Annotated in this window: 25 protein-coding genes and 1 tRNA gene; 15 read left to right on the top strand and 11 right to left on the bottom strand. The window is 51.5% G+C overall.

The genetic code is table 11. The annotated features are described in order from the left end of the window. Nucleotides 1-120 precede the first annotated feature (120 nt). Genes smrA through ACJJIV_RS12000 form a run of 3 tightly spaced genes read right to left on the bottom strand, consistent with a single transcriptional unit; the run spans nt 121 to nt 2,035 of the window. Nucleotides 121-708, bottom strand: a complete 588-nt coding sequence (gene smrA, locus ACJJIV_RS12010) for a DNA endonuclease SmrA (RefSeq protein WP_252083759.1) — start codon at nt 706-708, stop codon at nt 121-123. 18 nt (nt 709-726) lie between these two features. After that, nucleotides 727-1,590: an SDR family oxidoreductase gene (locus ACJJIV_RS12005; protein WP_252083760.1), complete on the bottom strand. Its 864-nt coding sequence runs from the start codon at nt 1,588-1,590 to the stop codon at nt 727-729. Beyond that, a complete protein-coding gene (locus tag ACJJIV_RS12000; protein ID WP_444883122.1) occupies nt 1,583-2,035 on the bottom strand; it encodes an acyl-CoA thioesterase in 453 nt (150 codons plus the stop codon). Before ACJJIV_RS12000 ends, ACJJIV_RS12005 begins: the two co-directional genes overlap by 8 nt. A gap of 130 nt (nt 2,036-2,165) precedes the next feature. Here ACJJIV_RS12000 and ACJJIV_RS11995 point away from each other — a divergent pair, with 130 nt between their 5' ends. Together ACJJIV_RS11995 and ACJJIV_RS11990 are read left to right on the top strand one after the other, a co-directional pair. Next, the gene (locus ACJJIV_RS11995; protein WP_444889098.1) at nt 2,166-2,534 is read left to right on the top strand and encodes a hypothetical protein; all 369 of its coding nucleotides are present in this window, start codon (nt 2,166-2,168) and stop codon (nt 2,532-2,534) included. A 1,969-nt stretch (nt 2,535-4,503) separates the two neighbouring features. After that, a complete protein-coding gene (locus ACJJIV_RS11990; RefSeq protein ID WP_252083763.1) occupies nt 4,504-4,770 on the top strand; it encodes a hypothetical protein in 267 nt (88 codons plus the stop codon). 47 nt (nt 4,771-4,817) lie between these two features. Here the strand turns inward: ACJJIV_RS11990 and ACJJIV_RS11985 are convergent, their stop codons facing one another. The 4 genes from ACJJIV_RS11985 to ACJJIV_RS11970 form a co-directional block, all read right to left on the bottom strand. Next, the gene (locus tag ACJJIV_RS11985; protein WP_252083764.1) at nt 4,818-5,972 is read right to left on the bottom strand and encodes a hypothetical protein; all 1,155 of its coding nucleotides are present in this window, start codon (nt 5,970-5,972) and stop codon (nt 4,818-4,820) included. A 673-nt stretch (nt 5,973-6,645) separates the two neighbouring features. Then, nucleotides 6,646-7,140 (bottom strand): protein-export chaperone SecB, encoded by a 495-nt coding sequence (gene secB / locus ACJJIV_RS11980; protein WP_444883123.1) that lies wholly within the window; start codon nt 7,138-7,140, stop codon nt 6,646-6,648. 158 nt (nt 7,141-7,298) lie between these two features. Then, complete coding sequence (grxC, locus tag ACJJIV_RS11975) at nt 7,299-7,559, bottom strand: glutaredoxin 3 (RefSeq protein WP_444883124.1); 261 nt, start codon at nt 7,557-7,559, stop codon at nt 7,299-7,301. A 39-nt stretch (nt 7,560-7,598) separates the two neighbouring features. Continuing rightward, nucleotides 7,599-8,015: a rhodanese-like domain-containing protein gene (locus ACJJIV_RS11970; protein ID WP_444883125.1), complete on the bottom strand. Its 417-nt coding sequence runs from the start codon at nt 8,013-8,015 to the stop codon at nt 7,599-7,601. A 227-nt stretch (nt 8,016-8,242) separates the two neighbouring features. On the opposite strand from ACJJIV_RS11970, the gene gpmI reads away from it, so the two are divergent. The 3 genes from gpmI (at nt 8,243) to ACJJIV_RS11955 (ending at nt 12,491) form a co-directional block, all read left to right on the top strand. Continuing rightward, complete coding sequence (gene gpmI, locus ACJJIV_RS11965; protein WP_444889097.1) at nt 8,243-9,790, top strand: 2,3-bisphosphoglycerate-independent phosphoglycerate mutase; 1,548 nt, start codon at nt 8,243-8,245, stop codon at nt 9,788-9,790. Beyond that, a complete protein-coding gene (locus ACJJIV_RS11960) occupies nt 9,790-10,917 on the top strand; it encodes a murein hydrolase activator EnvC family protein (protein WP_444883127.1) in 1,128 nt (375 codons plus the stop codon). The genes gpmI and ACJJIV_RS11960 overlap by 1 nt, the downstream gene beginning before the upstream one ends. 212 nt (nt 10,918-11,129) lie before the next feature. Further along, a complete protein-coding gene (locus ACJJIV_RS11955) occupies nt 11,130-12,491 on the top strand; it encodes a S41 family peptidase (protein ID WP_444889096.1) in 1,362 nt (453 codons plus the stop codon). 80 nt (nt 12,492-12,571) lie between these two features. Here the strand turns inward: ACJJIV_RS11955 and hisF are convergent, their stop codons facing one another. The 4 genes from hisF to hisB are packed head-to-tail and all read right to left on the bottom strand — an operon-like array spanning nt 12,572 to nt 15,357. Next, nucleotides 12,572-13,333 (bottom strand): imidazole glycerol phosphate synthase subunit HisF, encoded by a 762-nt coding sequence (gene hisF, locus ACJJIV_RS11950; RefSeq protein WP_444889095.1) that lies wholly within the window; start codon nt 13,331-13,333, stop codon nt 12,572-12,574. Continuing rightward, nucleotides 13,333-14,064: a 1-(5-phosphoribosyl)-5-[(5-phosphoribosylamino)methylideneamino]imidazole-4-carboxamide isomerase gene (gene hisA, locus ACJJIV_RS11945; RefSeq protein WP_252083771.1), complete on the bottom strand. Its 732-nt coding sequence runs from the start codon at nt 14,062-14,064 to the stop codon at nt 13,333-13,335. Before hisA ends, hisF begins: the two co-directional genes overlap by 1 nt. A gap of 55 nt (nt 14,065-14,119) precedes the next feature. Continuing rightward, nucleotides 14,120-14,770 (bottom strand): imidazole glycerol phosphate synthase subunit HisH, encoded by a 651-nt coding sequence (hisH, locus tag ACJJIV_RS11940; protein WP_252083772.1) that lies wholly within the window; start codon nt 14,768-14,770, stop codon nt 14,120-14,122. Further along, nucleotides 14,770-15,357, bottom strand: coding sequence for an imidazoleglycerol-phosphate dehydratase HisB (hisB, locus tag ACJJIV_RS11935; RefSeq protein WP_444889094.1), 588 nt, complete (start codon nt 15,355-15,357; stop codon nt 14,770-14,772). The genes hisH and hisB overlap by 1 nt, the downstream gene beginning before the upstream one ends. Nucleotides 15,358-15,473: 116 nt before the next feature. Here hisB and ACJJIV_RS11930 point away from each other — a divergent pair, with 116 nt between their 5' ends. The 10 genes from ACJJIV_RS11930 (at nt 15,474) to ACJJIV_RS11885 (ending at nt 26,001) form a co-directional block, all read left to right on the top strand. After that, nucleotides 15,474-15,773 carry a hypothetical protein gene (locus tag ACJJIV_RS11930; protein WP_252083774.1) on the top strand — a complete coding sequence of 100 codons (300 nt, stop codon included), beginning with the start codon at nt 15,474-15,476 and terminating at the stop codon, nt 15,771-15,773. A gap of 89 nt (nt 15,774-15,862) precedes the next feature. Further along, nucleotides 15,863-17,998: a TonB-dependent receptor gene (locus ACJJIV_RS11925; RefSeq protein ID WP_444889093.1), complete on the top strand. Its 2,136-nt coding sequence runs from the start codon at nt 15,863-15,865 to the stop codon at nt 17,996-17,998. A 176-nt stretch (nt 17,999-18,174) separates the two neighbouring features. Then, on the top strand, nt 18,175-20,343 hold the full coding sequence (locus ACJJIV_RS11920) for an AsmA family protein (RefSeq protein WP_444889092.1): 2,169 nt from the start codon (nt 18,175-18,177) through the stop codon (nt 20,341-20,343). Between the two features lie 349 nt (nt 20,344-20,692). Then, complete coding sequence (locus tag ACJJIV_RS11915; protein WP_252083777.1) at nt 20,693-21,220, top strand: hypothetical protein; 528 nt, start codon at nt 20,693-20,695, stop codon at nt 21,218-21,220. 563 nt (nt 21,221-21,783) lie between these two features. Further along, nucleotides 21,784-22,869, top strand: coding sequence for an A/G-specific adenine glycosylase (gene mutY / locus ACJJIV_RS11910; RefSeq protein WP_444889091.1), 1,086 nt, complete (start codon nt 21,784-21,786; stop codon nt 22,867-22,869). A gap of 15 nt (nt 22,870-22,884) precedes the next feature. Then, nucleotides 22,885-23,160: an oxidative damage protection protein gene (locus ACJJIV_RS11905; protein WP_444889090.1), complete on the top strand. Its 276-nt coding sequence runs from the start codon at nt 22,885-22,887 to the stop codon at nt 23,158-23,160. A 125-nt stretch (nt 23,161-23,285) separates the two neighbouring features. Continuing rightward, a tRNA-Phe gene (locus ACJJIV_RS11900) sits at nt 23,286-23,361 on the top strand. A 561-nt stretch (nt 23,362-23,922) separates the two neighbouring features. Continuing rightward, the gene (locus ACJJIV_RS11895; RefSeq protein ID WP_444889089.1) at nt 23,923-24,393 is read left to right on the top strand and encodes a hypothetical protein; all 471 of its coding nucleotides are present in this window, start codon (nt 23,923-23,925) and stop codon (nt 24,391-24,393) included. Continuing rightward, nucleotides 24,390-25,376 carry a histone deacetylase family protein gene (locus ACJJIV_RS11890; RefSeq protein WP_444889088.1) on the top strand — a complete coding sequence of 329 codons (987 nt, stop codon included), beginning with the start codon at nt 24,390-24,392 and terminating at the stop codon, nt 25,374-25,376. The genes ACJJIV_RS11895 and ACJJIV_RS11890 overlap by 4 nt, the downstream gene beginning before the upstream one ends. Next, a complete protein-coding gene (locus ACJJIV_RS11885; RefSeq protein ID WP_444889087.1) occupies nt 25,351-26,001 on the top strand; it encodes a hypothetical protein in 651 nt (216 codons plus the stop codon). Before ACJJIV_RS11890 ends, ACJJIV_RS11885 begins: the two co-directional genes overlap by 26 nt. Nucleotides 26,002-26,282: the final 281 nt, after the last annotated feature.

The raw sequence follows: 26,282 nt of genomic DNA, 5'->3' as shown, positions 1-26,282 counted from the left end.
AGGGTCGCCAATATTACAATCAAGAAGAATCAAACAGATGAGTCAGATGCGCATTCACGTTGGAAAGCCTCGGCGCGTATCATAGTGCCCACAGATGACAAAAAAATGACATAGCGGTCCTTAAAAACGCCGCTGATGTCTCTCCAGATTCTCCTGACGCTTGCGCTCGCTCTTGCGCAGCAAAAGGTAAGTAGCGCCCATACCACCATGTTGTTTTTGCGCGCTGTGGAATGCCAGCACCTCATCCAGTTGCGGCAGCCAATGATAGATACAGCTTTTCAAAAGTGCGGGCTGCTTGCGGCCCTCGCCCTTGCCGTGGGTAATAAGCGCACAGCGCACATCCGCCTCGACACAATCACGCACAAACTCCACAACGGCGCTGCGCGCCATTTCCACCGAGTGACGATGCAGGTCGAGACGTGCATCCACCGTGTACTTGCCCAGGCGCAGATTGCGATAAACACCGTTCTGCACCCCATCGCGCTTGAATTCGATAGGGTCCCAGGGCGCCACAAGCTCAATATACTCACCGGAAAGAGGGTTCATTTCGCTCTCGGTCAAACGCGTCGCAGCAGCACGGCGCTCGCGCAAGATACGCTCGGATGGCTCGCTCTCCTTGCGCAGGGTGACGCGGCGCTCCTGCACCAGCGGTTTCACGTCTCCCAGCTCACCGAGAGCGTCTTTAAATAGCTTGCTGTCGCCGCTCATGAAATACCCCCGCCAGCGTCAGTCCAAAAATAAATCCTTAGTCAGGTCCCCCGCATTATCGGGGTTGTGGGCATAGTCGGTAAAATCTTTTACCCCGCGTTCCACCAGAAGTTCCTCATCGATCAGCTGACACCCGCTCAAGGCGGCTTCCTTGGTGATCAGTACTTCGTAGGCAGCATCGGCCATAATCGCCGGCCTGCGGCTCTGTTCAAACATCTCGCGGCTACCCACGGCAAACTCAATGGCGGCGGTAGCCACCAGAGTGCGCGGCCACAGAGTATTAACGGCAACCCCCGCCTCGCGCAACTCCTCCGCCAACCCCAGGCTGAGGATAGTCATGCCAAACTTGGACAGTGCGTAGGGCGCAAAAGGCCCCAGCCACTTGGGCTGTAGGTTAAGCGGTGGACACAGGCTGAGGATATGGGCGCTATCCGATTTCTTCAGGTAGGGAATCGCCAGGTGTGCCGTCAGGTACACTGCGCGGCTGTTGATGTCTTGCATCAGATCGTAACGCTTGGGCGGGGTGGACTCGACATTGCTCAGGTTGATCGCGCCGGCGTTATTGATCACTGCATCGATACCACCAAACTTGTCGGCTGCCTGCGCCATCGCTTCCTGCACCCGCTGCTCATCGCGCACATCCACCTGCAGGGCCAAGGCCTTACCGCCAGCGCTCTCCACCTCCTGCGCTACAGAGAAGATGGTGCCGGGTAGCTTCGGGTGGGGCTCTGCGGACTTGGCGGCGATCACAATATTAGCGCCATCCGCCGCGCACTTGAGCGCTATAGCACGGCCAATACCGCGGCTAGCGCCAGTGATAAAGATGGTCTTGTCCTTAAGCGCCCCTGTGTTTTCTGTCAGGGTTACAAACTCTTCACTCATTTTTTTCAGCCTCCGGGGCAGTCACTGCCGGACTGTAAATTTCCTTGAAGATCGCCGGCATGCGCTTCGGTCTACCACTGGAAAGTTCGATGCATACCAACCGCCACTGGGCCCGCAATACCAATGCTCCATCGGCGGCGCGAAAGACTTGAAAGTGGCGGGTCATATTCAGGCGCCCATCCACCTCGGTGAGCCAGGTGCCGAATACCAGTTCATCCGCCTCTTTCGCCGCCAGTATATAGTCATATTGCCCATGACGAATGGCCATTCCCCGGTCGAGGTCCTGGTAATTTATGACATCCAGACCCAATGCGGCACTATGGGCCCAGGCGGTAGCCTCGCACCAACGCACATACTCGGCATTATTAGCATGGTGTAATCCATCCACATGCTCAGCACTTACCCTGACTCTGTGGATAAAGGGATTGGGTAAATCCCATTGCATAGGCAGCCCCCGCTGGATCTCATAAATGACTGGTATTTATTTTTACTAAAAATGGATAATGGTTACTTGTTGTAGATTAAATGTAATTTCTGATGTAACTAATAAACAATTTGGGTGCGTTGGTGATGGTGTGGCTGATGATTCAATGATAATACAGAGTCTGGCGACATTTCATAGTGAATATAAGGTAAAGGGGTTGATAACTTCGCCATGTAATCTAAATAATTCAAATATTAAAGTCTTTAAGAGTGTTGATATTGAGTGTATTGATGATAGGAAGCTGCTTAATGGTTCATTAATCGCTAAGGAAAGTGTAGGTGCTGATACAGCTATAACAAATAATGTTTTTAAGGGCTTTAGTGTGATTGATGCTCATGGATCAGAATTGATACCTGGAGATATGATTTTTATTAGGGGTATACTAACTGTCTATCAGCAGATGCTGGGGAAGATCAGTTGGGAGATTCTCCAACAAGAAATTATTTTGCAGAGTTTTTGACTGTACTTTCTGCAACCAATACAAAAATTACGATACAGGAAGCAATTTAGTGGAATTATACAGTAAGCCCGCAAGGTGAATCAGGCTCCAGAACAGTTTTTACAATTCAAAAAGTAAATCTTTAGATGATGTTCATTTAAAATTAAATGTTAATGGAAAATCAACAAATGAATTCACCTCTGTTGGTTTGGAGTTTTATAGGAATGGGCTTGTAACAGATAACTACCATGGCTGGTGTCGCTCCCTTTGAAAATGAAGATCACCTAAAAGACCTGGTTAAATTGGCTAAATCGTTTAATTAGGATGGTAGCCGAACGGTTTACACCGTGGTCGACAAACCGCCAACGTTGGTGATGTTCGTCAAGTTACTTTTACCCATGATTTTAATGTTAATAAGATGGCTAAGTTTGATACTTGGAGCGTGGATTTTTCGTTAAAACAATTTAATAGCGTGGCTTAGCAAAAAGAGGAGCGTTCTAGCCCTACCGTCGAGCCTGTTGTAGATAGCGTTACTAGGAAGGTGATTAGCACAACAATAGAAGAGGCGGAAGATGTAAATCATGGCAATGTTTATAAATTGCTAAAAAACATATAACTATTTGACCATAGAATAAAGATAACCAAGCAATTAAAAATTAATGGTAATAATTACAAATTAGTTAGTGATCAAGTTCGCTTGCAAGTGCAGACTTCAGGTCATTGAATTTTGTTGGTTTCTGGTGATGAAAATCCAGTAACGGGAGACCGATTAGAAATTAATACTCAATTAAGTAATAGGGGATTACGTCGAATTTTCTATGGCTTTGTCGAGTGTGTAACTCCTGTTCAAAATGGCTTGCATAAGGTGGTGGGCCATGGATTCTCAGCGCCACTAAATCAAACCACACCTATTAATTTACGCCATGCAATACCGGATAAGGTTCTATAAATAATTAGCAGTAAAACAAGATTGGAATTCATCTTGCCCGATAGTAACTGGGTAAATATTACTCCGGCTAGATTTCAACATATCGGTGGTGGCTATAGGGTGCTGGATTACTTATTAAATGCCAGGCAGTTGTCGAAAGGTTTTTGACACCAATAAACCGAAAGAAAAATTTATATTGACGAGATTGGAAAATCTGTACCTAGTAAGAAGTTAGTTAGATTACCTTCTAATATTTTTCAGTCAGTGAGTGTTAATGGAGGAGTCTTGCCTTTATTACCAGAGTTACGCTCTGGTGTACAAATTGAAGTAGCAGAAAAACATTCTTTATAAATAGTCTGGATTTTCAAAACGAAACTATGCGTTTAAATTGGCTGGCAAACCCTTAGGATAAAAAAATAAGGGCTGTAGCATGAACCCAGAATTAAGAAAACAAATAACCAAGGAGTTTCCAGAGTTGGCTGCGGTTATTATTTGCCCGTCATGATTGAAGTATTAGCCGTACCCGATACCCCTAAGAAAGGAGGCATTAATGACAGTTACCGACCACGCTTAGGGTTGATGTAGCTTTGTTAGATAGCCAACTGAAAAGTACATCTATATAAAAATATACTGTGCCAATTTCTTTTCAGGGTAGCGGAGGTTAACGAGGTTTTTTTGATTTACCGCCAAATGGAATGCTGGTGGAAATCGTTTGGTCAAATGTTTCATCTGAGAGGCCTTTTGTTCGTTCTGTGTTGGGTGAACATCAAGCCTTACCTTGGATGGATGAGCTCAGCATGCCATGGCAGCAAAGTGAAGATGTAAAGCAGAGCGTGGATGCATCGGGAAAATAGAACCGAAAAACCAATGAAGATATTAAAGATAATTGCTTTAACTATGAGTTAGAGTCCCACAGAAAAATAGAAACCTTGGATGAATAATTTAAGCGTGTACTTCGACATAGCATTGAAGACATAGATAAAAAAACAAATTTAAGCCAGCGCCATACATATTATATCGGCCAGCGTATTTAATTTATTATCTCTGGGAAGTATTAATCAGGTGGCAGGAAAGCATATAACCCGTACCGCCACTAAAGATATTAGTGACCATACTGGTGGTGAGTCTGAAACAGTAGCAACAAAAATTAATCTAGGATCAAAAACAGTTGATTTAGTTACTCAGGCTGAGGCTTTGGCTGCACAGGTAGAAGCCTTGGATGATGCTATCAAAAGCCACACTCATGCTAGTGTGGCTGAGTATGCTAAAATAGATAAACCAGATTCATTCAATAGTGTTAAATCTGATGCAATCAAAATAAAGCCTTAGGCAACTGAGATTAAAGTTACTGAGACTGAAGTTTGATATTCTTGTTATTATGCAATTGATGCGGCTTTATTCTTTTCTTTTGAAAAGTTATTTTCAATTTTACAGCTTAGTATTTTTACTTTAACTTCATATTTGGAAGCCCACCTGATAATTCCACTTTCATATTCTTTTTCCATTTTAGGAATCTTTACTGAAAAGGTATTAACCCTCTCACTTGAGGTTAGGTATTTAAAATAACCTACTGAATTTGAAAGACGCCATCCGGTGCTTACTAGAGCTTTTATGTCAGTGTCGGTTATATCCCCTTTAATAAAAATAAGAAGTTTTTCGCCGACTTTTTCAAAAACCCCTTCAACCTCAATTAAATCAAAAAAAGTATCAATAGGAAGGGCTTCATCTGGCTTGTCTTTAGCAATAATAGTTGTTGGCAGGTTAGTATTTCTGCTCGAAATTCTTTCTAGCGTCTCGATTGTTTCACTTTTGCTTTGAACTCCACTGTGGCCTCCTTCTTTATCGTATTCTATGAACTCACAAGGCCCATAAGAAATTAATGCTCCCCTATTTTCCCCATACCATTTTATAAATGGTAGATAATGGTTGTTAAAGTGAGTTAAGTCCTGGGTGTTCTGTAGAAAAGTAATTTGTGGGATGTACTTCTTATCAGATAAATATCTCATAATATTTATTTTCTGGTGTGTAGGTTTGTACCCAGTGTTATCAATGAACTTATCAAATATTTTGTAATTAAACTTACTCAAATCAGTTTGCGCATTTCCCGCAATGCATGATGACCCTCTAAGAATGCTGGCTAGTAATATACCTGCATAACCTCCACCGGAAGTGCCATAAAATATAATTTTATTATTTCTTAATTTTAATGAGTCTCGGATTTTTGTAATCGCAGATACAACAGAGCGTAAGAATGACCCGTTAGGCTTCCCTAGATACCAAGCAAGTTCTAGACTGTCATTAATTTCTACAGATTTGTCAGAAATAACAATAGAAGAGAAAGGGGTGTCTTTTGTCCATGACTGACGATGAAAAACTGGAGGTTGTTTGATTTTACGGTTAATTGATCCATTTAAATAAATAACTAAATGGTCAGACTCTTTTATATCTGCATAAATTGGTAGGTCTTCACCAAGAAGAGTTCTGTCCAAGTAACCAGAAAAACCTGGATTTAAATAATCCGTAAGTAACATGTAGCTCCTTAATTGTCTTTTTAATTAATTACTTATTTAAACAGTTAGATATACAAAATAGTGTTTAACTTTTTATGTATTGGCATGCATCTATTTACGTGTCTATTTTTTAAGCTGATAAGAAATTCATATGGTTAAGATCAAAAACTTCACTCATTAGGGTCTTGTATAAAACTTGGCTATAGCCAACGTAAATTAGACCAAATTTCTCTTTGATAACGCTTATCACTTACCAATACCACCCCAGGCCAGTGTTCACGCGAAAAAACAACCCCCCCAGAAAAAATTCTCCTCCTCATCTCCCGCGAGACTTTTTTGACACTTTTTTTTGCACGTTTTAGATGGTGCATAAACGGGCGTGAATAGCCGCAGAATACGGGGTGTAAAGATAATGGGGTAAATGCACGGTTTGCAGCTTTAAAACGTACCTGCGCAAGTAGCCAGCTTTATTTGTATGGCGTGAATTCAATAGGGTTACAGGACAATTTAGGGGTTGCACAATTTTGTGTAACTTTCCTCTACAGCCCGCATTCCTTCGTTTGTGTAACTGGGTTTTTTCAGGGCTGGATTTTTAGGCTAAAAAAGAAAAAGCCCTGTAAACACGAGGGCTTGTAGGGCTTTTTTTGAATTCTGGATGGTGGGCCCAGCGAGACTCGAACTCGCGACCAACGGATTATGCGTCCGCGTTAGCCTGTGCGCCTTCCGCTTGTTGCTGCGCCTGATTCAGGGCTTGGGCAAACAGGGCGTCGAAGTTGACCGGCGGCAGCATCAGAGCCGGGAAAGAACCCTTAACAACCGCGTTGTCGATCACTTCGCGAGCGTATGGGAACAGGATCTGTGGGCAGGCAGTATTCAGGGCCTGAGCCAGCTGCTGACCTTCCAGTCCCTTGATACCGAACAGACCAGCCTGCTTCACTTCCACCAGGAAAGCCGTGTCTTCTTCCAGCTTCACGGTGATAGTGAGCGTCAGTGCCACTTCGTACAGGTCTTCTTCAACCTTGGCGGTCTTGGTGTTCAGCTCCTGATTTACCTGGGGCTTCCACTGTTTCTTGAAAACCTCAACGCCCATGGGAGTCTCGAAGGAGAGATCCTTCAGGTAGATGCGCTGCATCGCGAATTGTACTTGTGGAGCCTCTGCGTTTGCCGCGCCGTTTAATTCTTCAGCCATGTTACTGCCTGTTTTTATAAAAAGTTTATTGATGCCTTCCGTGAGAAAGACCCCCTGTATGAGCCTTCAGATTGGGGCCTGCAAATACCGTTTCAAGGCCCGGACCGGATTAATAGCAAATATAAAGAGTCGCGTGAGGCACACGGCGTCAACCTTTATCAGCTTGCTGACTTAAGTAAGCCGTTAAGCTTACCGCTGCGCTCAAGGGCCATCAGATCATCGCAACCGCCCACATGGAAGTCGCCGACCCAAATCTGCGGCACCGACCGGCGCCCAGCCTTGGCCGCCATCTGTGCGCGCAGCTCAGGTTTATTGTCCACCGCAATCTCGCGATAATTCACGCCCTTGCTGTCGAGCAGCTGCTTGGCGCGAATACAGTAGGGACAAAAACGGGTGGTGTAGATGACTACATCCTGCATAATAAAACTCCGCCTAAAGCCATCTATAAAACTACTGAGCTAACCCTTGCCTTTGACCAGGGGCAGATTCTGATTACTCCACTCGCTCATACCGCCCTGTAGGCGACGTACCTGGAAGCCCTTCTGCTTAAGTAGGCGGCCCGCAGGGCCTGCGTGCTGACCCATTTTATCGGCGACAATCACCACCTTATCTTTAAAGGGTTCCAGCTCGGCGAACCGCTCGGCCACTTCCCCGTGGGGGATATGCAGTGCATCGACAATATGCCCGGCGGTAAACTCGCTGCGATCGCGCACATCCAACACCTTGGCCCCATCACTGTTGATCAGCCGGGTCACTTCGTGCAGGGAAACCGGCACGCCCGCCTTGTAACGCTCGCTCAGAACCAGCGCATAGAGCAGTGCCACGAGCAGGCCGACCAGCAGCCATTGCTCACTTAAAAAAACGAAAAAATCCACTCCGCCCCCAAAATCCATCGTGGTTATCGTTACGGCGCAGCTGCGCCAAAGCTGGCGGGAGTATACACGATTGTGGCGAATTTCTAACCAGCAAAATCATACTCCAACGGCATGGATATAGACTCAAATGGACTCACCCAACACTATTCGACGTAGTTAAACGATGGCCGAACGGGTTAAAATCCGCGTCCGCAATCCAAACCACCCGATAGAGGAAATCCGTCGCTATGGCCGCTTCGCAAGCCCCGCACAAACGCCCCTTGGTCCTGCTGATTCTGGACGGCTTCGGCCACAGCGACAATGCCGAGTACAACGCCATTCGCGCCGCGAAGTCTCCAGTGTGGGACAAAATCTGGGCGACGCGCCCCAAGACCCTGATCCAGACCTCCGGTATGGCGGTGGGGCTGCCCGAAGGGCAGATGGGTAACTCCGAGGTGGGACACATGACCCTAGGAGCCGGCCGTGTGGTTTACCAAAATTTCACCCGTATCAATAAGGCCATTCAGGACGGCGACTTCTTCCGCAATACCGCCTACACCGCTGCGGTAGATAAGGCCATCGCCAACAACGGCGCGGTACATATTATGGGACTGCTGTCCGAGGGCGGCGTACACAGCCACGAGGACCATATCGTCGCGATGGTGACCCTGGCGGCCCAGCGCGGAGCCCGCGCCATTTACGTACACGCTTTCCTGGATGGCCGCGACACGCCGCCGCGCAGCGCCGAGCCCTCCATCGCGCGCCTGATGCAGGTGTGCGACACCGTCGGCAATGCCCACATGGCCACTTTGGCAGGCCGCTACTTTGCTATGGATCGCGACCAGCGCTGGGAGCGCACCGAATCTGTCTACGACATGCTCACCCTGGGTACCGCAGAACACAAAGCCACTGACGCCCTGGCGGGATTAGCTGCTGCCTATGAGCGCGGTGAAAATGATGAATTCGTTGCGCCGACAGTGATCGGCGAGCCCGCTCCCATCAAAGATGGCGATGCTCTGATCTTTATGAACTTCCGCCCAGATCGCGCACGCCAACTGACCCGCGCCTTTACCGAAGCAGACTTCAGCGGCTTCGAGCGCAAGGCCCAGCCCAAGCTGGCAGACTTTGTCATGACCACTGAATACGCCACAGACATCCACGCCAGCTGCGCCTTCCCACCGGAAAACCTGGTGAATTCCCTCGGTGAATATCTGTCTGCCCAGGGCAAGACCCAGCTACGCATTGCCGAAACCGAAAAATACGCCCACGTGACTTTCTTTTTCAGCGGCGGCCGCGAAGCGCCCTACAACGGCGAAACCCGCGAGCTGATCAAGTCTCCGGACGTAGCCACCTACGACCTGCAGCCGGAAATGAACGCGCCGGAAGTAACCGACAAGCTGGTCGCGGCGATTGAGAGCGGCGAGTACGACACCATTATTTGCAACTATGCCAACGGTGATATGGTCGGCCACACCGGTGTTTTTGAAGCGGCAGTAAAAGCGGTAGAAGCCCTGGACCAATGTGTTGAGCGTGTCGTGGATGCAGCCCTGAGCGCCGGTGGCGAAGTGCTGATCACCGCCGACCACGGCAATGTGGAAGAGATGTTCGACACTAACTCCGGCCAGGTCAGTACCCAGCACTCCACCCTGCCGGTGCCTTTTGTATACATCGGCGAACGCAATGTGCAAATGTGTGACGGAGGCAGTCTGGCGGATGTGGCGCCAACCATGTTAGCGTTGATGGATCTGCCACAGCCGGCGGAAATGACCGGCCACAGTTTGGTAAAAATGGACTGATGAAAACTCTCGTACTCTTCCTGATTGCCCTGCTGTCACTGCCCGCCTGGAGCCAGGCGGAAGCGGACCAGCAGGCACGCCTCGCGGAAATCAAGCAGCGCATCGACTCCCTGCAACAGGAGCTCAACCAGGTGCGCGGCCAGCGCGACCAGTTGCTCAAGGATCTGGAAGAGAACGAGAAAGATATCTCCGGGCTGTACCAGCGCATAGACCAGATCAAGCGGGATATGCGCAGCCGCACGGACAAGCTGCGCGAACTGCAGCGAGAGCAGAAACAGCTGCAAGAAGCGCGACGAAGTATGCAGCGGCGGGTCGAGCAGGAGATCGCCGCCGCTTACCGACTGGGCCGACAAGAACAGATCAAGCTCCTTCTCAACCAACAAAATCCACAGAATATCGCCCGCCAACTTCGCTACCACGATTACTTCCTCCAAGAACGCAGCCGCGTTATCGACAACTACCTGCAAACCCTCGCCTCGCTGGAAACGGTTTCCGCCTCGATCGAGCGCGAGCGCAATAGCCTGCAGGCGGAACGGGCACAGCTGCAGGAGCGCCAGGACAAATTGCGCAGCGCGCAACAAACACGCAAGCGCACCCTGGAAAAACTCGCGGCGCGGCTCGCCAATGGCGGTGGTGAACTCAAGCAACTGCAAGGGGACCGAAAACGCCTGCAGACCCTGATCGATGAAGTCGGGCGCGCGATCGCCACCCTGGTAAATCCGGACCAGCACAAACCCTTCGCAAAGCAGCGGGGAAAATTACAGTGGCCGGTCAAGGGCCGCCGCGCCAATGCTTATGGACAGCGCCGCGCCAATGGAATCAGCTGGAAGGGGGTGATTATTCGCGCCGCCGAGGGGGAGCCCGTGCAGGCAATCCACCGCGGGCGCGTCGTCTTTTCTGATTACCTGCGCGGCCACGGCATGCTGGTGATTGTCGATCATGGCGATGGCTATATGAGCCTCTATGCACACAACCAATCCCTCAGCCGCAATGTCGGTGAGTGGGTGGAGAGCGGTGACACTATCGCTCGGGTAGGCAACAGTGGCGGCCTCACCCACAGTGGGCTTTATTTTGAAATACGCCATCGCGGCCAGGCCCGTGATCCTACCGGCTGGTGCCGTGGCTGAAACTTTGCCGCTCTCTTCTGTGACGATACGCCCATTTTTTCCCCTGACGCCGGACTTGTGCACCAGTGCAAAAGGGAGTTGTAAGGCAGTTGGGCTTTTCACGACTAAGCCTGTGGCACAGTAGAATTTGGCGGCGCATTAGAATCCCTGCCAATCTCTGCGGTCTACACTTTCGCAAAGCAGCGAAGAAATAAGGCAGAGGTCACAACAACATGTTCATCTCCAAGGCGCTCACCACATTTCTCGGAGCCGCCGCCCTCACAGCCCTGCCGTTAATGGGTCTCAGCGAAGGTGGCCAACAACCCAATCTCGCCACCGAGAACAGCGGGCGCCTCCCCCTCGAAGACCTGCGCAGCTTCGCCAAGGTGTTCGAACAGATCCGTCAGGGCTATGTGGAAGAGGTGGATGATCGCACCTTATTGGAGTACGCCATCAAAGGTATGCTGCAAGGACTCGATCCCCACTCCTCCTATCTGGACCGCCGCTCTTTCGACGATCTACAGGCCAACACCACCGGCGAATTTGCCGGCCTGGGGATTGAGGTGGGCATTGAAGATGACCATATCACTGTGATCACCCCCATGGATGACACTCCCGCCTCGCGCGCGGGTCTCAGAGCCGGTGATGTGATACTGCGCCTCTCCGGCAAATCCATGAAGGGGGTCGGCCTCGATGAGGCGGTGGAATGGATGCGCGGCCCCAAAGGCAGTAGCGTCACCCTGACTATCGCCCGCAAGGGCCGCAAACAGCCCTTCGACGTCACCCTCAAGCGGGACACCGTGCGCGTGCGCAGTGTGCGCAGCAAGGTGCTCGATGAAGGCTACGGCTATCTGCGCATCAGCCAGTTTCAGTTGGATACCGGCGCCGATGTGGCGGAAGAGCTGATCAAACTTCAAAAGAAAGGGGCGCTCAAAGGCCTGATTATCGATCTGCGCAACAACCCCGGCGGCGTGCTGCAGTCTTCGGTGGAAGTGGCCGACGCCTTCCTTGAGGAAGGGCTGGTGGTCTACACCGAAGGCCGCAATGAGGCCGCCAACCTGAGTTACTCCGCCGAACCCGGCGACCTCACCGAAGGCGCCCCGCTGGTAGTGCTGATCAATGCCGGCTCCGCCTCGGCGGCAGAAATTGTCGCCGGAGCCCTGCAGGACCATCGCCGCGCCGTGGTGATGGGCACCGACAGCTTCGGCAAGGGCTCGGTACAGACCGTGATACCTATCAATAGCGAACGCGCCATCAAACTCACCACCGCGCTCTACTACACCCCTAATGGCCGCTCCATCCAGGCCCAGGGCATCACGCCAGATATTGTTGTGGAAAGGGCCAAGATCACCCGTTTGAAAGATATGCAGCGCCCCACCGAGGCGGACCTGGCCGGCCATTTGAACAATGGCAACGGCGGGGCTGATCGCACCTCAGAAGACCGCGCGCGGGAACGGGAAGAGGGAGAGAGCGACAACTGGATGGATCGCGACAACCAGATCTTCGAAGCACTCAATGTACTTAAAGGGCTGAATCTCTACGCTCACAGGGACCGGGGTCTGCGCGAACGCTTTGCCCGCGCAGATAAACAGTAGTAACTGGCGCGCGGCGGGCTCAAGCCCGCCGCCAGCGCATCCGTCCCAGCAGTGACATCCAGCCTTCGTCAGCCCACAGGCTAAACTCGCATCTCTATTCCCGCTTCCTGCATAAACGCCTTGGCTTCGGCGATGCTGTATTCTCCAAAGTGGAAGATACTGGCCGCCAGCACCGCATCGGCGCCACCCTGCAGAACACCTTCGGCCAGGTGCTGGAGATTGCCGACGCCACCGGAGGCAATGACCGGCACTGGCACCGCCTCGCTGACCGCGCGGGTCAGGGCCAAATCAAAACCGTTCTTGGTGCCATCTCGGTCCATACTGGTGAGCAGTATTTCCCCAGCACCCAGCTCCGCCATCTGCCGAGCCCAGGCCACAGCGTCTATGCCGGTGGGCTGGCGCCCGCCATGGGTGAATATATCCCAGCGGTTCTCTCCCACCTGTTTGGCGTCTATCGCCACTACGATGCACTGGCTGCCGAATCGTTCAGCAGCCTCGCGCACAAACTCAGGGTTTTTTACCGCTGCAGAGTTGATCGCGGTCTTATCCGCGCCAGCATTTAACAGGTTGCGGATATCCTGTAAGGAGCGTACCCCGCCGCCCACGGTGAGTGGAATAAATACCTCATTGGCCATCTTTTCCACGGTGTGCAGAATGGTATCGCGCTGTTCGTGGGTCGCCGTGATATCTAAAAAGGTAATTTCATCGGCACCGGCCTCGTTGTAGCGGTGAGCAATTTCTACCGGATCACCAGCATCGCGGATATCGACAAAATTCACACCTTTAACTACACGTCCGGCATCAACATCGAGGCAGGGGATAATTCGCTGTGCTAACGCCATTATGTATTCCGCTGATCACAAAGTTGTTGCGCTTCGCGCAGATCCAACTTCCCTTCGTAAATTGCCCGCCCTGTAATTGCCCCGTAAATTTTTCCGGTATCTAGCAATCTCTCGATATCTTCGATGCTGCTGACACCACCGGAAGCAATTATCGGCAGGTGAGTCGCTTGGGTCATTTCCAAAGTGGCCTCTAAATTGACCCCCTGCATCATGCCATCGCGGGCAATATCCGTATAGATAATTGAGCTCACCCCACAGTCAGCAAAGCGTTTAGCCAGTTCCGTGGCTCTTAGCTCAGACACTTCTGCCCAACCCTCAGTAGCTACCAGCCCATCTTTTGCATCCAGCCCCACAATAACGTGTCCCTCAAATTCTTTGCAGGCCTGCTGTACCAACTCAGGAGACTTCACTGCAGCGGTACCAATAATTACCCAGTTAACTCCAGCCTCCAGATATTTCTCAATCGTGTGCAGGTCACGAATCCCTCCTCCAATCTGGACCGGCAAGTCAGGGAAGTGCTTAGCAATTCCAGTGATGATTTCATCATTCACCGGCTTGCCGGCAAAGGCACCATTAAGATCCACCAGATGCAAACGTTTGATTCCCTGTTGAACCCACTCCTCAACCTGGGCCAATGGGTCCTCGGAGAATACGGTGACATCATCCATTTCCCCCTGGCGTAGACGCACACACTTGCCATCTTTCATATCAATAGCGGGTATTACAATCATGCTTCTCTGTTTCCGTCAGCAGTTAACTCAATATTTCAAGATAGATAGTGGCAACTCAGGCCCGGCCATTCCAGTTGACAAAATTCTTCAACAATCTCAAGCCAGTATCCGCGCTCTTCTCCGGATGAAACTGGGTAACAAAGACATTTCCTCTACCCATTGCGGCAGCTAATGGGAGGCCATATTGAGTCTTACCCGCTATCTCATCATTGTTTATTGCCGGAACATAATAGCTGTGTACAAAATAAAAACGGCTGCCATTTTCAATACCTTCCCAAAGAGGGTGTTCGCGAACTTGCTGCACCTTATTCCAACCCATATGCGGTACTTTCAATCGTTCGCTACCCTTCACCGTTAAAAGGTCGCTGGCAAAAAATTTAACCGGCTGCGGGAAGATATCCAGGCAATCGATACCGTTATTCTCCTCGCTGTGGCGCATCATGATTTGCATACCCACGCAGATACCCAATACCGGTGTACCCGCCGCGATAGCGTCTTTGAGCAACGGCGCAAAGCCCGCGTCAACAAATCCCGCCATACAGTCACGAATGGCGCCCACCCCCGGTACCAACAAACGCTCCGCCCCCTGGGCCTGCTGCGGGGTTTGCGCCAGTACCACTTCGGCTTCCGGCGCCACCTTATCCAGAGCACTGGCAACCGAGTGCAGGTTGCCCATGCCGTAATCGAGGACCGCGATCTTGCCCATCACAACACCCCCTTGGTAGAGGGCATGGTGCCAGCCATGCGCGGGTCCAGGGTGAGCGCCATGCGCAGGGCGCGGCCGAAGGCCTTGAATACCGTCTCTACCTGATGGTGGGCGTTGTGGCCGCGCAGGCAATCGATATGTACTGTTACCAATGCGTGGTTGACGAAGCCCTGGAAGAATTCATAGAACAACTCGGTATCAAAATTACCGATGCGTTTCTGGGTAAAAGGCACATCCATCACCAGACCGGGACGGCCGGAAAAATCGATCACCACGCGGGAGAGGGCTTCATCCAGGGGGACATAACTGTGGCCATAACGGGTCATGCCCTTCTTGTCCCCCAGAGCCTGGGTAATGGCCTTGCCGAGGGTAATACCAATATCTTCCACCGTATGGTGGTCGTCGATATGGGTATCCCCATCACAATGAATATCCATGTCGATCATGCCATGACGGGCAATTTGATCGAGCATATGCTCGAGAAAAGGAACGCCGGTAGCAAACTGGCCGTGCCCCTGGCCGTCCAGATTGACGCTGACTTGAATCTTGGTTTCCAGTGTGTCGCGGGTGACGCTAGCCTTGCGCATCGAAAGCGTTCCTTTTATGAGCAATAAGACAGAGGGCGCAGATTATAAGATGAATGAGGCCCTCTGTGGTTCGCTAGTGTCAGATGAAACTTGATTCGTAACCGTAAGTACCTATCATGCGCGGTATGGTTACCTTAAAGCGCCGAAAATCCCATTACTGGGCCAGCCTGTTCCTGCTACTTGCATTAGTAGCAGCTCAGCCGCTGTGGGCGGAGCACTTCCATCTTGGTAACAGCCAAGTGGAACTGTGTGACCTGTGCTGCATGCATTCACCCGCAGCACTCGGCAGCGAGCCACTGCTCGTTCAGGCTGAGCCCCAAAGTCACTGCAACCGGCCCTCTGCGCTAGCAGCGCGCGATCGCCAGCCGGAGCGCCAGAGCGCACGCGCCCCTCCCCTGTCCCTGTCTCTCAGCTAACCCTAAAAAAACCAACAATTTATTTTTGTGGATGCCCGCGCCTGTGCGCGTACGGCAGCATCCGCCTGTGACAGGACATAAAAAAACAAATGATCAAGTTCAATACTCTGGCCCTGGCCATTGCCAGCCTGGCTGCGCCCACTATTTACGCCGCTGAATACAACTCGCCCTTGGAAGAGGTCAACGTTACCGTATCGCCGCTGGATAAACCCGCCGATGCTGTGGCGGCACCAGTTTCTATTCTCTCCGGCGACGCACTGCGCAAATCAGCAGCCGCAACCCTGGGCCAGACTTTGCAAGACCAGCCCGGCGTCGCCAATGCCTCCTTCGGCAGCGGCGTGGGCCTGCCGGTTATCCGCGGCCAAAGCGCCAACCGGGTAAAAATACTCAGTGACAATCTGGATGTGTCCGACGCCTCCAATACCAGCGCCGATCATGCCGCCAGCATCGAACCCCTACTGGCCGAGCGCATTGAAATACTGCGCGGCCCCGCCGCCCTGCGTTACGGCAGCGGCGCCGTGGGCGGTGTGGTGAATATTACCGACGGACGCATTCCCACCACCGTGCCCGAGAAAGTGGAAGGCGCCGTAGAGCTGCGCCACAACAGCGCCGACAATCAGGATGCCTCGGTATTTCGCTTCACCGGTGGCGCCGGGCAGCTGGCCTGGTATGTGGACGGTGTCTACCGGGAAAATGACAATACCGAAATCCCGGGCCTCGCTATCGTTGAGCACGATGAACATGAAGAACACCATGATCATGAAGAGCACGCCGGAGAAGAAGGCGAACACGAAGAGGCCTTCAACACCGATGGCTTCGTGGGCAACACCAATGCCCGCGCCCACAGCTATAGCGGTGGCGTTTCCTGGATCACCGACAGCGGCTTTATCGGCTTCTCCGTAAACCGACTGGAAAACAATTACGGCATCCCCCTGGGCACCCATGAGCATCACCATGACGATGAAGACCATGCGGGTGAAGACCACGATGATCACGACCATGATGAACACGAGGAGCACGCCGAGGCCGGTGAGATCGATGCGGTACGTATCGACCTGGTGCAAACCCGCTATGACCTGAAAGGTGAGCACCGCTTCGACGGCGATTACTGGGACAAACTGAGCCTGCGCATCGGCTACAACGATTATGAGCATGTAGAGCTGGATGCCGGTAATCCGGGCACCCGCTTCACCAACGAGGCCTGGGAGAGCCGGGTTGAAATAACCCACGATGCCGGCAACGGCTGGCGCGGTGCCTACGGCCTGCAATTGACCGATAAAGACTTTGCCGCAGTGGGTAACGAAGCCTTTATCCAGCCTTCGCGCACCCGCAGCGCTGGCTTTTTCACCATGAAAGAGCGCGAGTGGGGTAACTGGCATCTGGATCTGGGCGCCCGCCTGGAGCGAGTGGATATAGATCCGGAAACCGCCAGCGACCGCGATTACAACCTGATCGGCGCCAGCGCGACGCTGCAGTACTTCCTCGCCGAGCATCAGCATATCAGCTTCGGCGCTACCCACTCCGAGCGCGCGCCCGTGGCCGAGGAGCTGTTTGCCGACGGAGCGCACCTGGCGGAATCCCGCTACCTCTTGGGCAACAGCCAGCTGGATAAAGAGAACGGCGTTAACCTGGAACTGGGTTATCACCACCACAACGAAGCCGCCAACGGCTGGCACGCTGCGCGTATTGAGGCCAGTGTGTTCTACAACCAGATCGGTGACTATATCTACGCGCAAAACACCGGCGGTGAGGAAGAGGAATTACCGGTCTATGCCTATGCCAACCGCGATGCAACTTTCTACGGTGCCGAGGCCTCGGTGACCTTCCCCTTACAGGGAGGCCACTATGTCACCTTGTTTGGCGATATGGTGCGCGCCAGCTTCGATGATGCCATCGCCGGCGAAAGCTCCGATGTACCACGTATGCCGCCGCTGCGTATGGGCCTGGCCCTGGGGGCCGAATACGATCAGTGGGGCTGGGAGTGGCGCACCGTACAGGCGGCGGACCAGGACCGCGCCGGTGCCTATGAGGAGCCCACCGATGGCTACACTCGCATGGATCTGAGCGCCGAGTACAACCTCAATATCGGCGGCAGCGACGCGGTGCTCTTCGCCAGCGCCCGCAACCTGCTCGACGAAGAAATCCGCAATTCCACCTCTCTGCTGCGCGACTATGCCCCGGCTCCAGGCCGCAGTATCGAAGCCGGCGTGCGGTTTATTTTCTAAGCCACAACTGCTTCAATGGCTCCGCGGCGCACCCAGCTCCGCGGGGCTGCATCTCCTACACTTCCCGGATAGGCTCTCGGTGAACACCTGTGGGAACATCAACCCCCACCGCGGCGTCTGAAGTATTAATACACGCTCGACGTACCTTCTAAAAAAACACAGGGACAATCCACTCCATGGCCTGGATCAAGCGCACATTTATCGCTCTATTGGTCGTTTTCCTGCTACTCGCCGGCGCTGTCGCCTGGCTGCTGGCCGGCCTCGACATCAATCAATACAAGCCGCAACTGGAAAAACTCGCCGCCAAACAGGGCATTTCCCTGCAACTCCAGGGCGATATCGGTTGGCAGCTGTGGCCCAAATTGGGGCTGCAATTAGATGATGTCACCATGGCGCCATTGCAGCTGCCGAAAGAGACCCTGGTGCGCGCCGACAAAATCGCCGTGGGTGTGGCCCTCAAGCCACTGCTGCAGCGCCGCGTGGAAGCCGAGGAAATCGTGCTGGTGGCACCGCAGATCGAACTCTCCGTGGACAAAGAGGGGCGCGGTAATTGGGAGCTGATCAGTGAGGCTCTGGAGGCAAAGAAAAAACAACCACCCAAGCTGGAGATTCCCAAGGAAACGCAAGAGTCCGCCGCGCAACAGGTTGAGCTCAGCCTGGATAAATTGCGAATTGAAAAAGGCCTGCTCTCTTACAGTGACGCCCGCAGCGGCAAGGCCTACAAGGTTGAAAACCTGAGCATAATCGCCGACAACCTGGTGCCCGGCGGCGAGCCTGGGCGACTCAACGCCGATGCCAGCGTGACAGGCAGCGACTTACGTTACCCGCTCAAACTCAAAATGGATAGCACCCTGGCCCTGGATGAAGGCCTCAACGGCCTGCGCCTGCAACCTCTGCAGCTGGTGCTCACTTCCGACAACAACGCCAAAGCCACGATGCACCTGCGCGGCTATGTGCGCCGCGACAACGGCAACCAGCCCTGGCGCGTGCAGATGAATCTAAACGCCAGCGCCGACCCCCTGCGCCCCTGGCTGGAGCTGACCGGCAGTGAAATAGTGACCCGCGATAGCGCCGCACTGCAAAAGCTGAGTATCGAAGCCAGCATCGAAGGCACCGAACAAAAGATCAACCTGACCCCTCTGCAACTGCAACTCGACGGCACCACCTTTAATGGCAACGCCCAGCTGCGCAATGCGGAGATGCCGGGGTTAGATCTGAGTCTGCGCGGCGGCGCTTTCAATCTGGACAACTACTTGCCACCCGCCGATGAAAAAGGTGGTAAGCAGGACGAAAAAACCAGTGGAGAGTCAACAACCAAGGCGCCCTCTACTGAAGCCACCGCACAGAGTGTGGAGTCTACCCAGACCCCAACTTCCGCGGAGACCCTGAGCGCCCAACAGACGGAAAAGAAAGCCACCACCAAAGCCGGTACCCAACAGGTATCCGCCGAGCCCCTACCTCTGAGTGATCTGCGCGGCTTTAACGCCAATATCAACCTGGCCTTGGACCAATTACAAGCCGCCGGCCTACAGCTGGACAGCCCCGAAATTCTGCTCACCGTGGATAACGGTCTCTACCAGCTGCAAAAACTCAGTGCCGACCTCTACGGCGGCCAGCTCAATAGCAACGGCCAGTTCAATGCCCGCGCCCAAACGGCAGAGGGACAGGTGCGCGGCGGCCTTGTCGGTGTGGATATCGGTAAGGTCCAAAAGGCACTGTTCCCCAATGAAAAAGTGCAGGTGGCCGGCGAAGCCAGTGTCAACTGGGACGGGCAGACCAAGGGCAAGACCTCCACAGATCTGCAGCAGAACCTGCGCGCCGCCGTCAATGTGTCCAGTAAAGAGCTGTCCATAGCACCGTTCAACCTCGAGAAGAGCATGTGCCAGCTGTTCAGCTACGCCGAGAATACTCCACTGCCGGAGAGGAACTGGCCCGCCCAGACCGATCTGCAGGATGTGCGCGCCACAATCGCGGTGAAAGGGGACGAAGTGAAAGTGACCGAAATTCTCGCCGGCATCGAGAATATCGCCATGACCGGCGATGGCGAGGTGGATCTGAAGAAACAGGATTTCGACTTTGCCCTCGGCCTCGCTCTAGTGGGTGAGAGCACCTCCGCCGATGGCTGCACCGTAAAAAACAAACGCTGGCGCAACCGCCCGCTGCCACTGCGCTGCAAAGGCGACTTCGACGATGTGGGTCCAACAACCTGTAAACCCGACAGCCGCCGCCTCGATGACTTGGTGCGCGAAGAGCTGAAATACAAAGCCAAGAAAAAATATGGCGATAAGGTGGAAGAAAAAGTCGACGAACTAAAAGAAAAACTTAAAAATCTTTTCGGCCGTTAATGTAAGCCGCACCGGGTTTCGCCCGGTGCGCATCTCCGCCCCCAATATTGCACGCTATTCCATCTCCGAATCCTCTCCATAGCGCCAAAGCCACGACAAAAACACCGCGCTAAATTGCAGCAACCAATGACCGCGAAGCGCATAGAGTGCGAATAAACCGTTAAAGAACGGGGTTATAACTCGGCCCCTAGCCGGTGCCGGGAGCTGTCATCAGGTGCTTCTACATCACCCCGGCCATCCTTTACTTTTATTTATATTTTTTCCCATTGCGCGACAATTTCCTTATTACTTGCACTTTCTTTTCCCAAGATCAGTACAAGCTTGATCGGCCATATAAAGGGAATAACAAATGCCATTAATGCAACGAGCGCAAGACAATAAATCCAAACAGGTGATCACCAAGCTGGTTACTAGCGCTGCGAAAAACACACCTGCAGAGGAGGCCTGGGGTAACCACCACGTGAACTGCTATGCCTGGGCCGCAAACTGCGAGAAGCCCCACAAGGGCAAGCCAGACCCTGGCTCCAACTCCGGCTATGTCGCGGGCTTGGATAATGACCGTCTGATTGAGGGCGCCAAACGCGATGGGATGGCCTATGTAGCCAACGCCCCAGCAAACAATCCCCCGCCTTTCACCAAAGGTTATTACTGTGTTGCCCTGTATAAGTCCACAACCGATCACCACTGGTACCGGCGAGACCCGGAAACCGGCTACTGGACGCACAAACCAGGCGCTCACGGAGTGAAAAACTACGGGCCCGGTTTTGTGATTCTGCCCAAGCAGCTGGAGACGGCAAACCATAACTATGGTATGGCTGCCACAAATTATCACTTTGTCGGCTATTTCTATGTGCCGGAAGAGGGTATTCAGGTCTGAACGCTAAGCGCAGGTCGTCACGGTGTTACTCAGTCTGAGCTAGATAAGATGGGCAGCAAGGCCTGCCCTCACCGAATTTTCACCAGGGCGGTCCACCCAGTGTCCGCAACGCTAGTGGAAGCTCCCCCAGGCTATTCGCAGCCGTCGGGGAGCTTCTAGCAGAGACAATTTCTGCTTCGGGCAGATAGTAATCTCCTCCGCTCAAATTCCAACCGATCAATGCTGATCTGATAGCGCGTTTACCCCTCCATTGACCGCACAGGCGGTATCCCTCTCTTTATAACCCGCTGGCGCATCGACCCGCTGCCACGGCGCCGCAAGGCTGACTTTGAAGATATAGATACGGCAACACCCGGCATAAGTCGCTTTGAAGACCCTGTGCACAACAGAGCTTCAATACAACACCAAGGAAAAATATGGTGATTGGGTAGAAGAAAAGGTCGACGAATGGAAAGAAACCATGAAAAATCTCTTCAGCCGCTAAGGCTCAAAGCAAAGTGCACCAAGGTTACCCCGCGCACAGCCCAAGGTTTCCATCACAAACATCAGCCCGCAGTATCTCCATGACCCCAAAGCAGTTCCAAAACGCCGTTCTCAAATGGTTCGACAAACACGGGCGCAAGGACCTGCCCTGGCAGCAGAATATCAATCCCTATCGCGTGTGGGTTTCCGAGATCATGCTGCAGCAGACCCAGGTCAGCGCGGTGATCCCCTACTTCGAGCGCTTTATGCAGAGCTTTCCCACCCTGGAGAGCCTCGCCACCGCGCCGCTGGATAAGGTACTGGCCCACTGGAGCGGGCTCGGTTATTACGCCCGCGCGCGCAATTTACATAAATGTGCACAGACGGTGTTGCAGGAACACGGTGGGGAATTTCCACAGGATGTAGAAGCGCTCACCGAACTGAGCGGCATTGGCCGCTCCACCGCAGGCGCTATCGCCAGTATCAGCATGGGACTCAGAGCGCCGATTCTGGATGGCAATGTAAAGCGGGTACTGGCGCGCTTCCACGCTGTGGAAGGCTGGCCGGGACAGAGTGCCGTGGCCAATCAATTGTGGGAGCTGGCCGAGACCTACACCCCGGACAAACGCGTTAACGATTACACCCAGGTGATGATGGATCTGGGTGCCACCCTGTGCACCCGCAGCAAACCCCACTGTGAAGAGTGCCCGTTAAAGAAATCCTGTGTGGCCCACGCCCAAGGCAATCCGCAGGATTACCCCGGCAAAAAACCGCGCAAGGAAAAACCGGTGCGCAGCGCCACCCTGTTACTGCTGGAATACCAGGGCGAAATTTATCTAGAGCAGCGCCCCGCCAGCGGCATCTGGGGCGGCCTCTGGTGCCCTCCCCAAGCAGAAGATGCCAAGGCTTGGCTCAAACAACAACGTTGGCGCGCCAGTGAAATACAAACGCTGCCGCTGCTGCGCCACACCTTTACTCACTTCCACCTGGATATTACCCCGCTGTGGGTACAGCTCGACAAAGTCTCCACCCAGGTGGCGGAGAGCGGCGCCGGCTGGTATAAACTGCGGCAACTAAACCGCGCCCGCGCGGCCCAGGAACTGGGGCTACCCGCCCCGATCGTAAAGCTGGCAAAACAACTATTGGCGCTGCAGGCACCCCTGCTCGCCCCAACTACGGCCGACTAGAACCAGGAGGAGTCCATGTCCAGAACCGTATTCTGCCGCAAGTACCAAGAGGAATTGGAAGGCCTGGACGCACCGCCCTTCCCCGGCCCCAAAGGCATCGATATCTTCGAGCACGTTTCCAAAAAAGCCTGGCAGGAGTGGATGTCACACCAGACCATGCTGATCAATGAAAAGCACCTCAACATGATGGAACCCTCCAGCCGCGCCTACCTGAGCGAGCAGATGATGAAGTTCCTGAGTGGTGAAGAGTACGACACAGCCGACGGCTACGTGCCCCCGGAACAGCAGTAAACGGGCCCCGCAAAGCCTCCCCCCAAAAGAAAAAAAACTTTTTACAATCAAGGGGTTGACTCAGGCCCGCGATAAGGCTTTAATACGCGCCTCGCGACGCAGGGGAAGCCCAGCAAAATCGCAAAGCCCGGATAGCTCAGTCGGTAGAGCAGGGGATTGAAAATCCCCGTGTCGGTGGTTCGATTCCGCCTCCGGGCACCATTTTTAAACCCGCGCAAGCACTCGCTTTCGCGGGTTTTTTAATTCTACCGCCCTTAAAGTTTTGGCGGTAAATTCCCCCAAAGTGTCAACACGGTGTCAACGCAAAATCACGTTGACTCTTTGCTACTCCGCAAGCCTTCCGGCTGTGCAATATCCTTTCACTTCTCTTCGCAACTCTTCAAAGTGTGAAATCCAACTCTTAACCAAACCCCGCACCAGCTCAGGCCCTCACGGCCCAATCTCATTTCATCAACTAAAAGAACGCCAAAAATCGGCAGGCTTGGGGAGGAGTGACCGCCAACCACTTTCACTGTTCGAAATATAATCTGACAAATTTCTAATACTGAGAATTACGCTTTTTTAAAGGTGTTTTTCTCTCAGACCCCTTCATGATAGGTTTAAGCATCTGCCGCAAAGGTTGTGAACACGATTGAAATCATAAATATGGGATCAATTATGTGCCTAGAGCTAACCCTCCCCTTTTATTAGAAAACTATCGATAAAGATGCCCATGAAGGACAGGGCAAGAATAAATTTTTACTTGGTATAAAGGAGACCGTTTTGTTAAAAGTTCACGTTTGGCCACCCCATGGCAATATGGTTGGGCACGCCTCATTATCCTTTGAAGGAAACTATGTCAGCTTCTGGCCAGAAGAAGGAGCAAATAAAAAGGATTTAAAAATCAAAACCAGCCAGCCTGGGCAATTCATAAGCGCACTTAATGAAGATATTCGAGAGGAAGGAAATCGCCAACCAATAACAGTGACAATTCCAAATGCCAATACGAAAGCGCTGGAAGATTTCATTTTAGATCTTCAAAGAAATATTCCAAGATATCAATTAGCGCGATACAACTGTTCTAGCGTTGTCGCTGAGTGTCTAAAGGTTGCGTGCGGAAAGGAGCCTAGTTTTTATCCATCTGCTCAAGAGTATAGTAGGCTTGGAAAGTTTATAGGACGAGGTATTTGGACTCCAAATCAAATTTTGCAATTTGCCCGAGAATTAGCATCAGAAAGGGCTTCAACAGTATGAATGTGATTTATAGCCATAACTTTAATATACGACTAGGGCTAGCAAGCTACCTGCATCCGTTCGATGGAATGAAGTTTAAAAAGATATTTAATGCTTTAAAAAGCAATCCTGAAATAAATTTCATTGAACCTGCAAGACCAATCAATATGGATTTAGTAGACTCTTTTCTTTCCAGTATGATGCGAAAGAAAGTGAGGGATCCCGTATTTATTTTTAGGGCACTAGAAGTTCCCAAGATTCCCTTCATTAGCTTTTCCCTGCTGAATAAGAGGGTACTTTCTCCTATGCGCTGGGGTGTAGCTGGAACCATGCTAGGTGCAAAAAATGCAATCTGTAACGGTGGCTTCTACTGGAATCTATCCGGAGGATATCATCATGCCATGCAACAAAATATGGAAGGATTTTGCATCTACAACGATATTGGTATTTGCTATCAGCAAATGATAAAAGATGGAACACTAAAGCCAGAAGATAAAATATTGATAATCGATACGGATGCCCACCACGGTAATGGGAACGCTTACACATTCATGGAGAATAAAAACGTAACAATTTTAGATATCTACAATTCCGGCATTTATCCTACATCGGGTTATACGCGTGATCGTGTAAATATTTCAGTTCCTCTGATGCCAGGCACAGAAGGTCTTGAGTATTTGAGTCGATATAGAGAAGCACTGGAGAAATTAGACGATGAATTCCGGATAGCTTTTGTAGTTGCAGGCACGGATACCTTAGCCAATGATAAGCTGGGAGGACTTTGTCTAACTATCGAAGATATAGCGGAGAGAGAAAGATTAACATTAAAAACTCTTAATAAACGCTCTATACCCGCCGTCATACTTGGAGGGGGCGGATACTCAAAAGCCAGCTCCAAAGCTACTGCTGAAGCGATTAAGAGCTGCACATATTTAAAACATGAAATCTCTACAGAAAGAACGACAAGCAATCTAAATCATGAGCACAGAAAACTTGGATCCTGAACGAAATAACCAAGCAAGAGACAAAAAAGAAGATTGGAATCTGGTCAAAGCCACAAGAAATTTTTTTGCGTTTATAGTTTGCTCAACAACAGCCATAATAGGAATATTGACTGTATATGATAGATTTGTAGTAGATAAAATAAGAACAGAAAATAACAGACTAAAAACAAAAATTGAAACAATAGAAAAAGACATAAAACTTTCAGATACATATATGAACCTAAAAGGTGAACTAGCAATTAGCAATGGGAAAGTTGAGATTTTTGGAGGCCAGCTCAATATATGCCTTACTGAAAAAAGAAAGCTGGATGGGATAAGCTACAAAATAAAATCTATAGAAAACGAGCTAGAATCTTGTAAAACTTCTAAAAGAGCAGCCATCCTAAATAAAGACAAAACTATTGATAGGCTGTCTAAAGATGCTGATATCCTAGCAGAGATATCAGCCTTACAAAAGAAACAAGAAGAAGCTGAAATAGAGCTTAGGGATTTAGTAAAATCGTCCTACCGTGATAAGGAGTTAAGCATCAGAGGAAAAAGAGAAGAGGCCGGACTCAAAAGTAGGATACACATGATGCAGGAACAAATAACGGCTCTCTATGAGATATTAAAATCAAGAGGTTAAAAACTAATTATATTCCTCATACTCAAAAAGAATAAAGTTTGTAGCAAAGTGCCCGCAAGACAGGCACTTTATTGGTTAAGATAGGCACTTTCTCTCTGCCAGCTCTCCGCCCCTCTCAATCAAGAATAAAACTCGGTTTTCTTAGATTTCGAAATTTCTTCTGCCAACTACATTACCGCCTCTTCTGCAGGTGCGGAACCTCTGAATTTCTTTAGTCCGCCATTCATAAGATGGATTCTTTCAGAAAAAATTGCGTATCTGTTTATATTCTTTTCCATAAA

It is taken from the genome of Microbulbifer mixtoriginis (SeqCode) (assembly GCF_052466765.1).
Note: the sequence above shows the minus strand (reverse complement) of the source record. Positions and strands in the feature narration are given on the sequence as shown.

Excerpts from the sequence above, each read along its gene's own strand:
- smrA (WP_252083759.1), bottom strand. The coding sequence starts at position 708 with ATGAGCGGCGACAGCAAGCTATTTAAAGACGCTCTCGGTGAGCTGGGA.
- ACJJIV_RS12005 (WP_252083760.1), bottom strand. The coding sequence starts at position 1,590 with ATGAGTGAAGAGTTTGTAACCCTGACAGAAAACACAGGGGCGCTTAAG.
- ACJJIV_RS12000 (WP_444883122.1), bottom strand. The coding sequence starts at position 2,035 with ATGCAATGGGATTTACCCAATCCCTTTATCCACAGAGTCAGGGTAAGT.
- ACJJIV_RS11985 (WP_252083764.1), bottom strand. The coding sequence starts at position 5,972 with ATGTTACTTACGGATTATTTAAATCCAGGTTTTTCTGGTTACTTGGAC.
- secB (WP_444883123.1), bottom strand. The coding sequence starts at position 7,140 with ATGGCTGAAGAATTAAACGGCGCGGCAAACGCAGAGGCTCCACAAGTA.
- grxC (WP_444883124.1), bottom strand. The coding sequence starts at position 7,559 with ATGCAGGATGTAGTCATCTACACCACCCGTTTTTGTCCCTACTGTATT.
- gpmI (WP_444889097.1), top strand. The coding sequence starts at position 8,243 with ATGGCCGCTTCGCAAGCCCCGCACAAACGCCCCTTGGTCCTGCTGATT.
- ACJJIV_RS11960 (WP_444883127.1), top strand. The coding sequence starts at position 9,790 with ATGAAAACTCTCGTACTCTTCCTGATTGCCCTGCTGTCACTGCCCGCC.
- ACJJIV_RS11955 (WP_444889096.1), top strand. The coding sequence starts at position 11,130 with ATGTTCATCTCCAAGGCGCTCACCACATTTCTCGGAGCCGCCGCCCTC.
- hisF (WP_444889095.1), bottom strand. The coding sequence starts at position 13,333 with ATGGCGTTAGCACAGCGAATTATCCCCTGCCTCGATGTTGATGCCGGA.
- hisA (WP_252083771.1), bottom strand. The coding sequence starts at position 14,064 with ATGATTGTAATACCCGCTATTGATATGAAAGATGGCAAGTGTGTGCGT.
- hisH (WP_252083772.1), bottom strand. The coding sequence starts at position 14,770 with ATGGGCAAGATCGCGGTCCTCGATTACGGCATGGGCAACCTGCACTCG.
- hisB (WP_444889094.1), bottom strand. The coding sequence starts at position 15,357 with ATGCGCAAGGCTAGCGTCACCCGCGACACACTGGAAACCAAGATTCAA.
- ACJJIV_RS11930 (WP_252083774.1), top strand. The coding sequence starts at position 15,474 with ATGCGCGGTATGGTTACCTTAAAGCGCCGAAAATCCCATTACTGGGCC.
- ACJJIV_RS11925 (WP_444889093.1), top strand. The coding sequence starts at position 15,863 with ATGATCAAGTTCAATACTCTGGCCCTGGCCATTGCCAGCCTGGCTGCG.
- ACJJIV_RS11920 (WP_444889092.1), top strand. The coding sequence starts at position 18,175 with ATGGCCTGGATCAAGCGCACATTTATCGCTCTATTGGTCGTTTTCCTG.
- ACJJIV_RS11915 (WP_252083777.1), top strand. The coding sequence starts at position 20,693 with ATGCCATTAATGCAACGAGCGCAAGACAATAAATCCAAACAGGTGATC.
- mutY (WP_444889091.1), top strand. The coding sequence starts at position 21,784 with ATGACCCCAAAGCAGTTCCAAAACGCCGTTCTCAAATGGTTCGACAAA.
- ACJJIV_RS11905 (WP_444889090.1), top strand. The coding sequence starts at position 22,885 with ATGTCCAGAACCGTATTCTGCCGCAAGTACCAAGAGGAATTGGAAGGC.
- ACJJIV_RS11890 (WP_444889088.1), top strand. The coding sequence starts at position 24,390 with ATGAATGTGATTTATAGCCATAACTTTAATATACGACTAGGGCTAGCA.
- ACJJIV_RS11885 (WP_444889087.1), top strand. The coding sequence starts at position 25,351 with ATGAGCACAGAAAACTTGGATCCTGAACGAAATAACCAAGCAAGAGAC.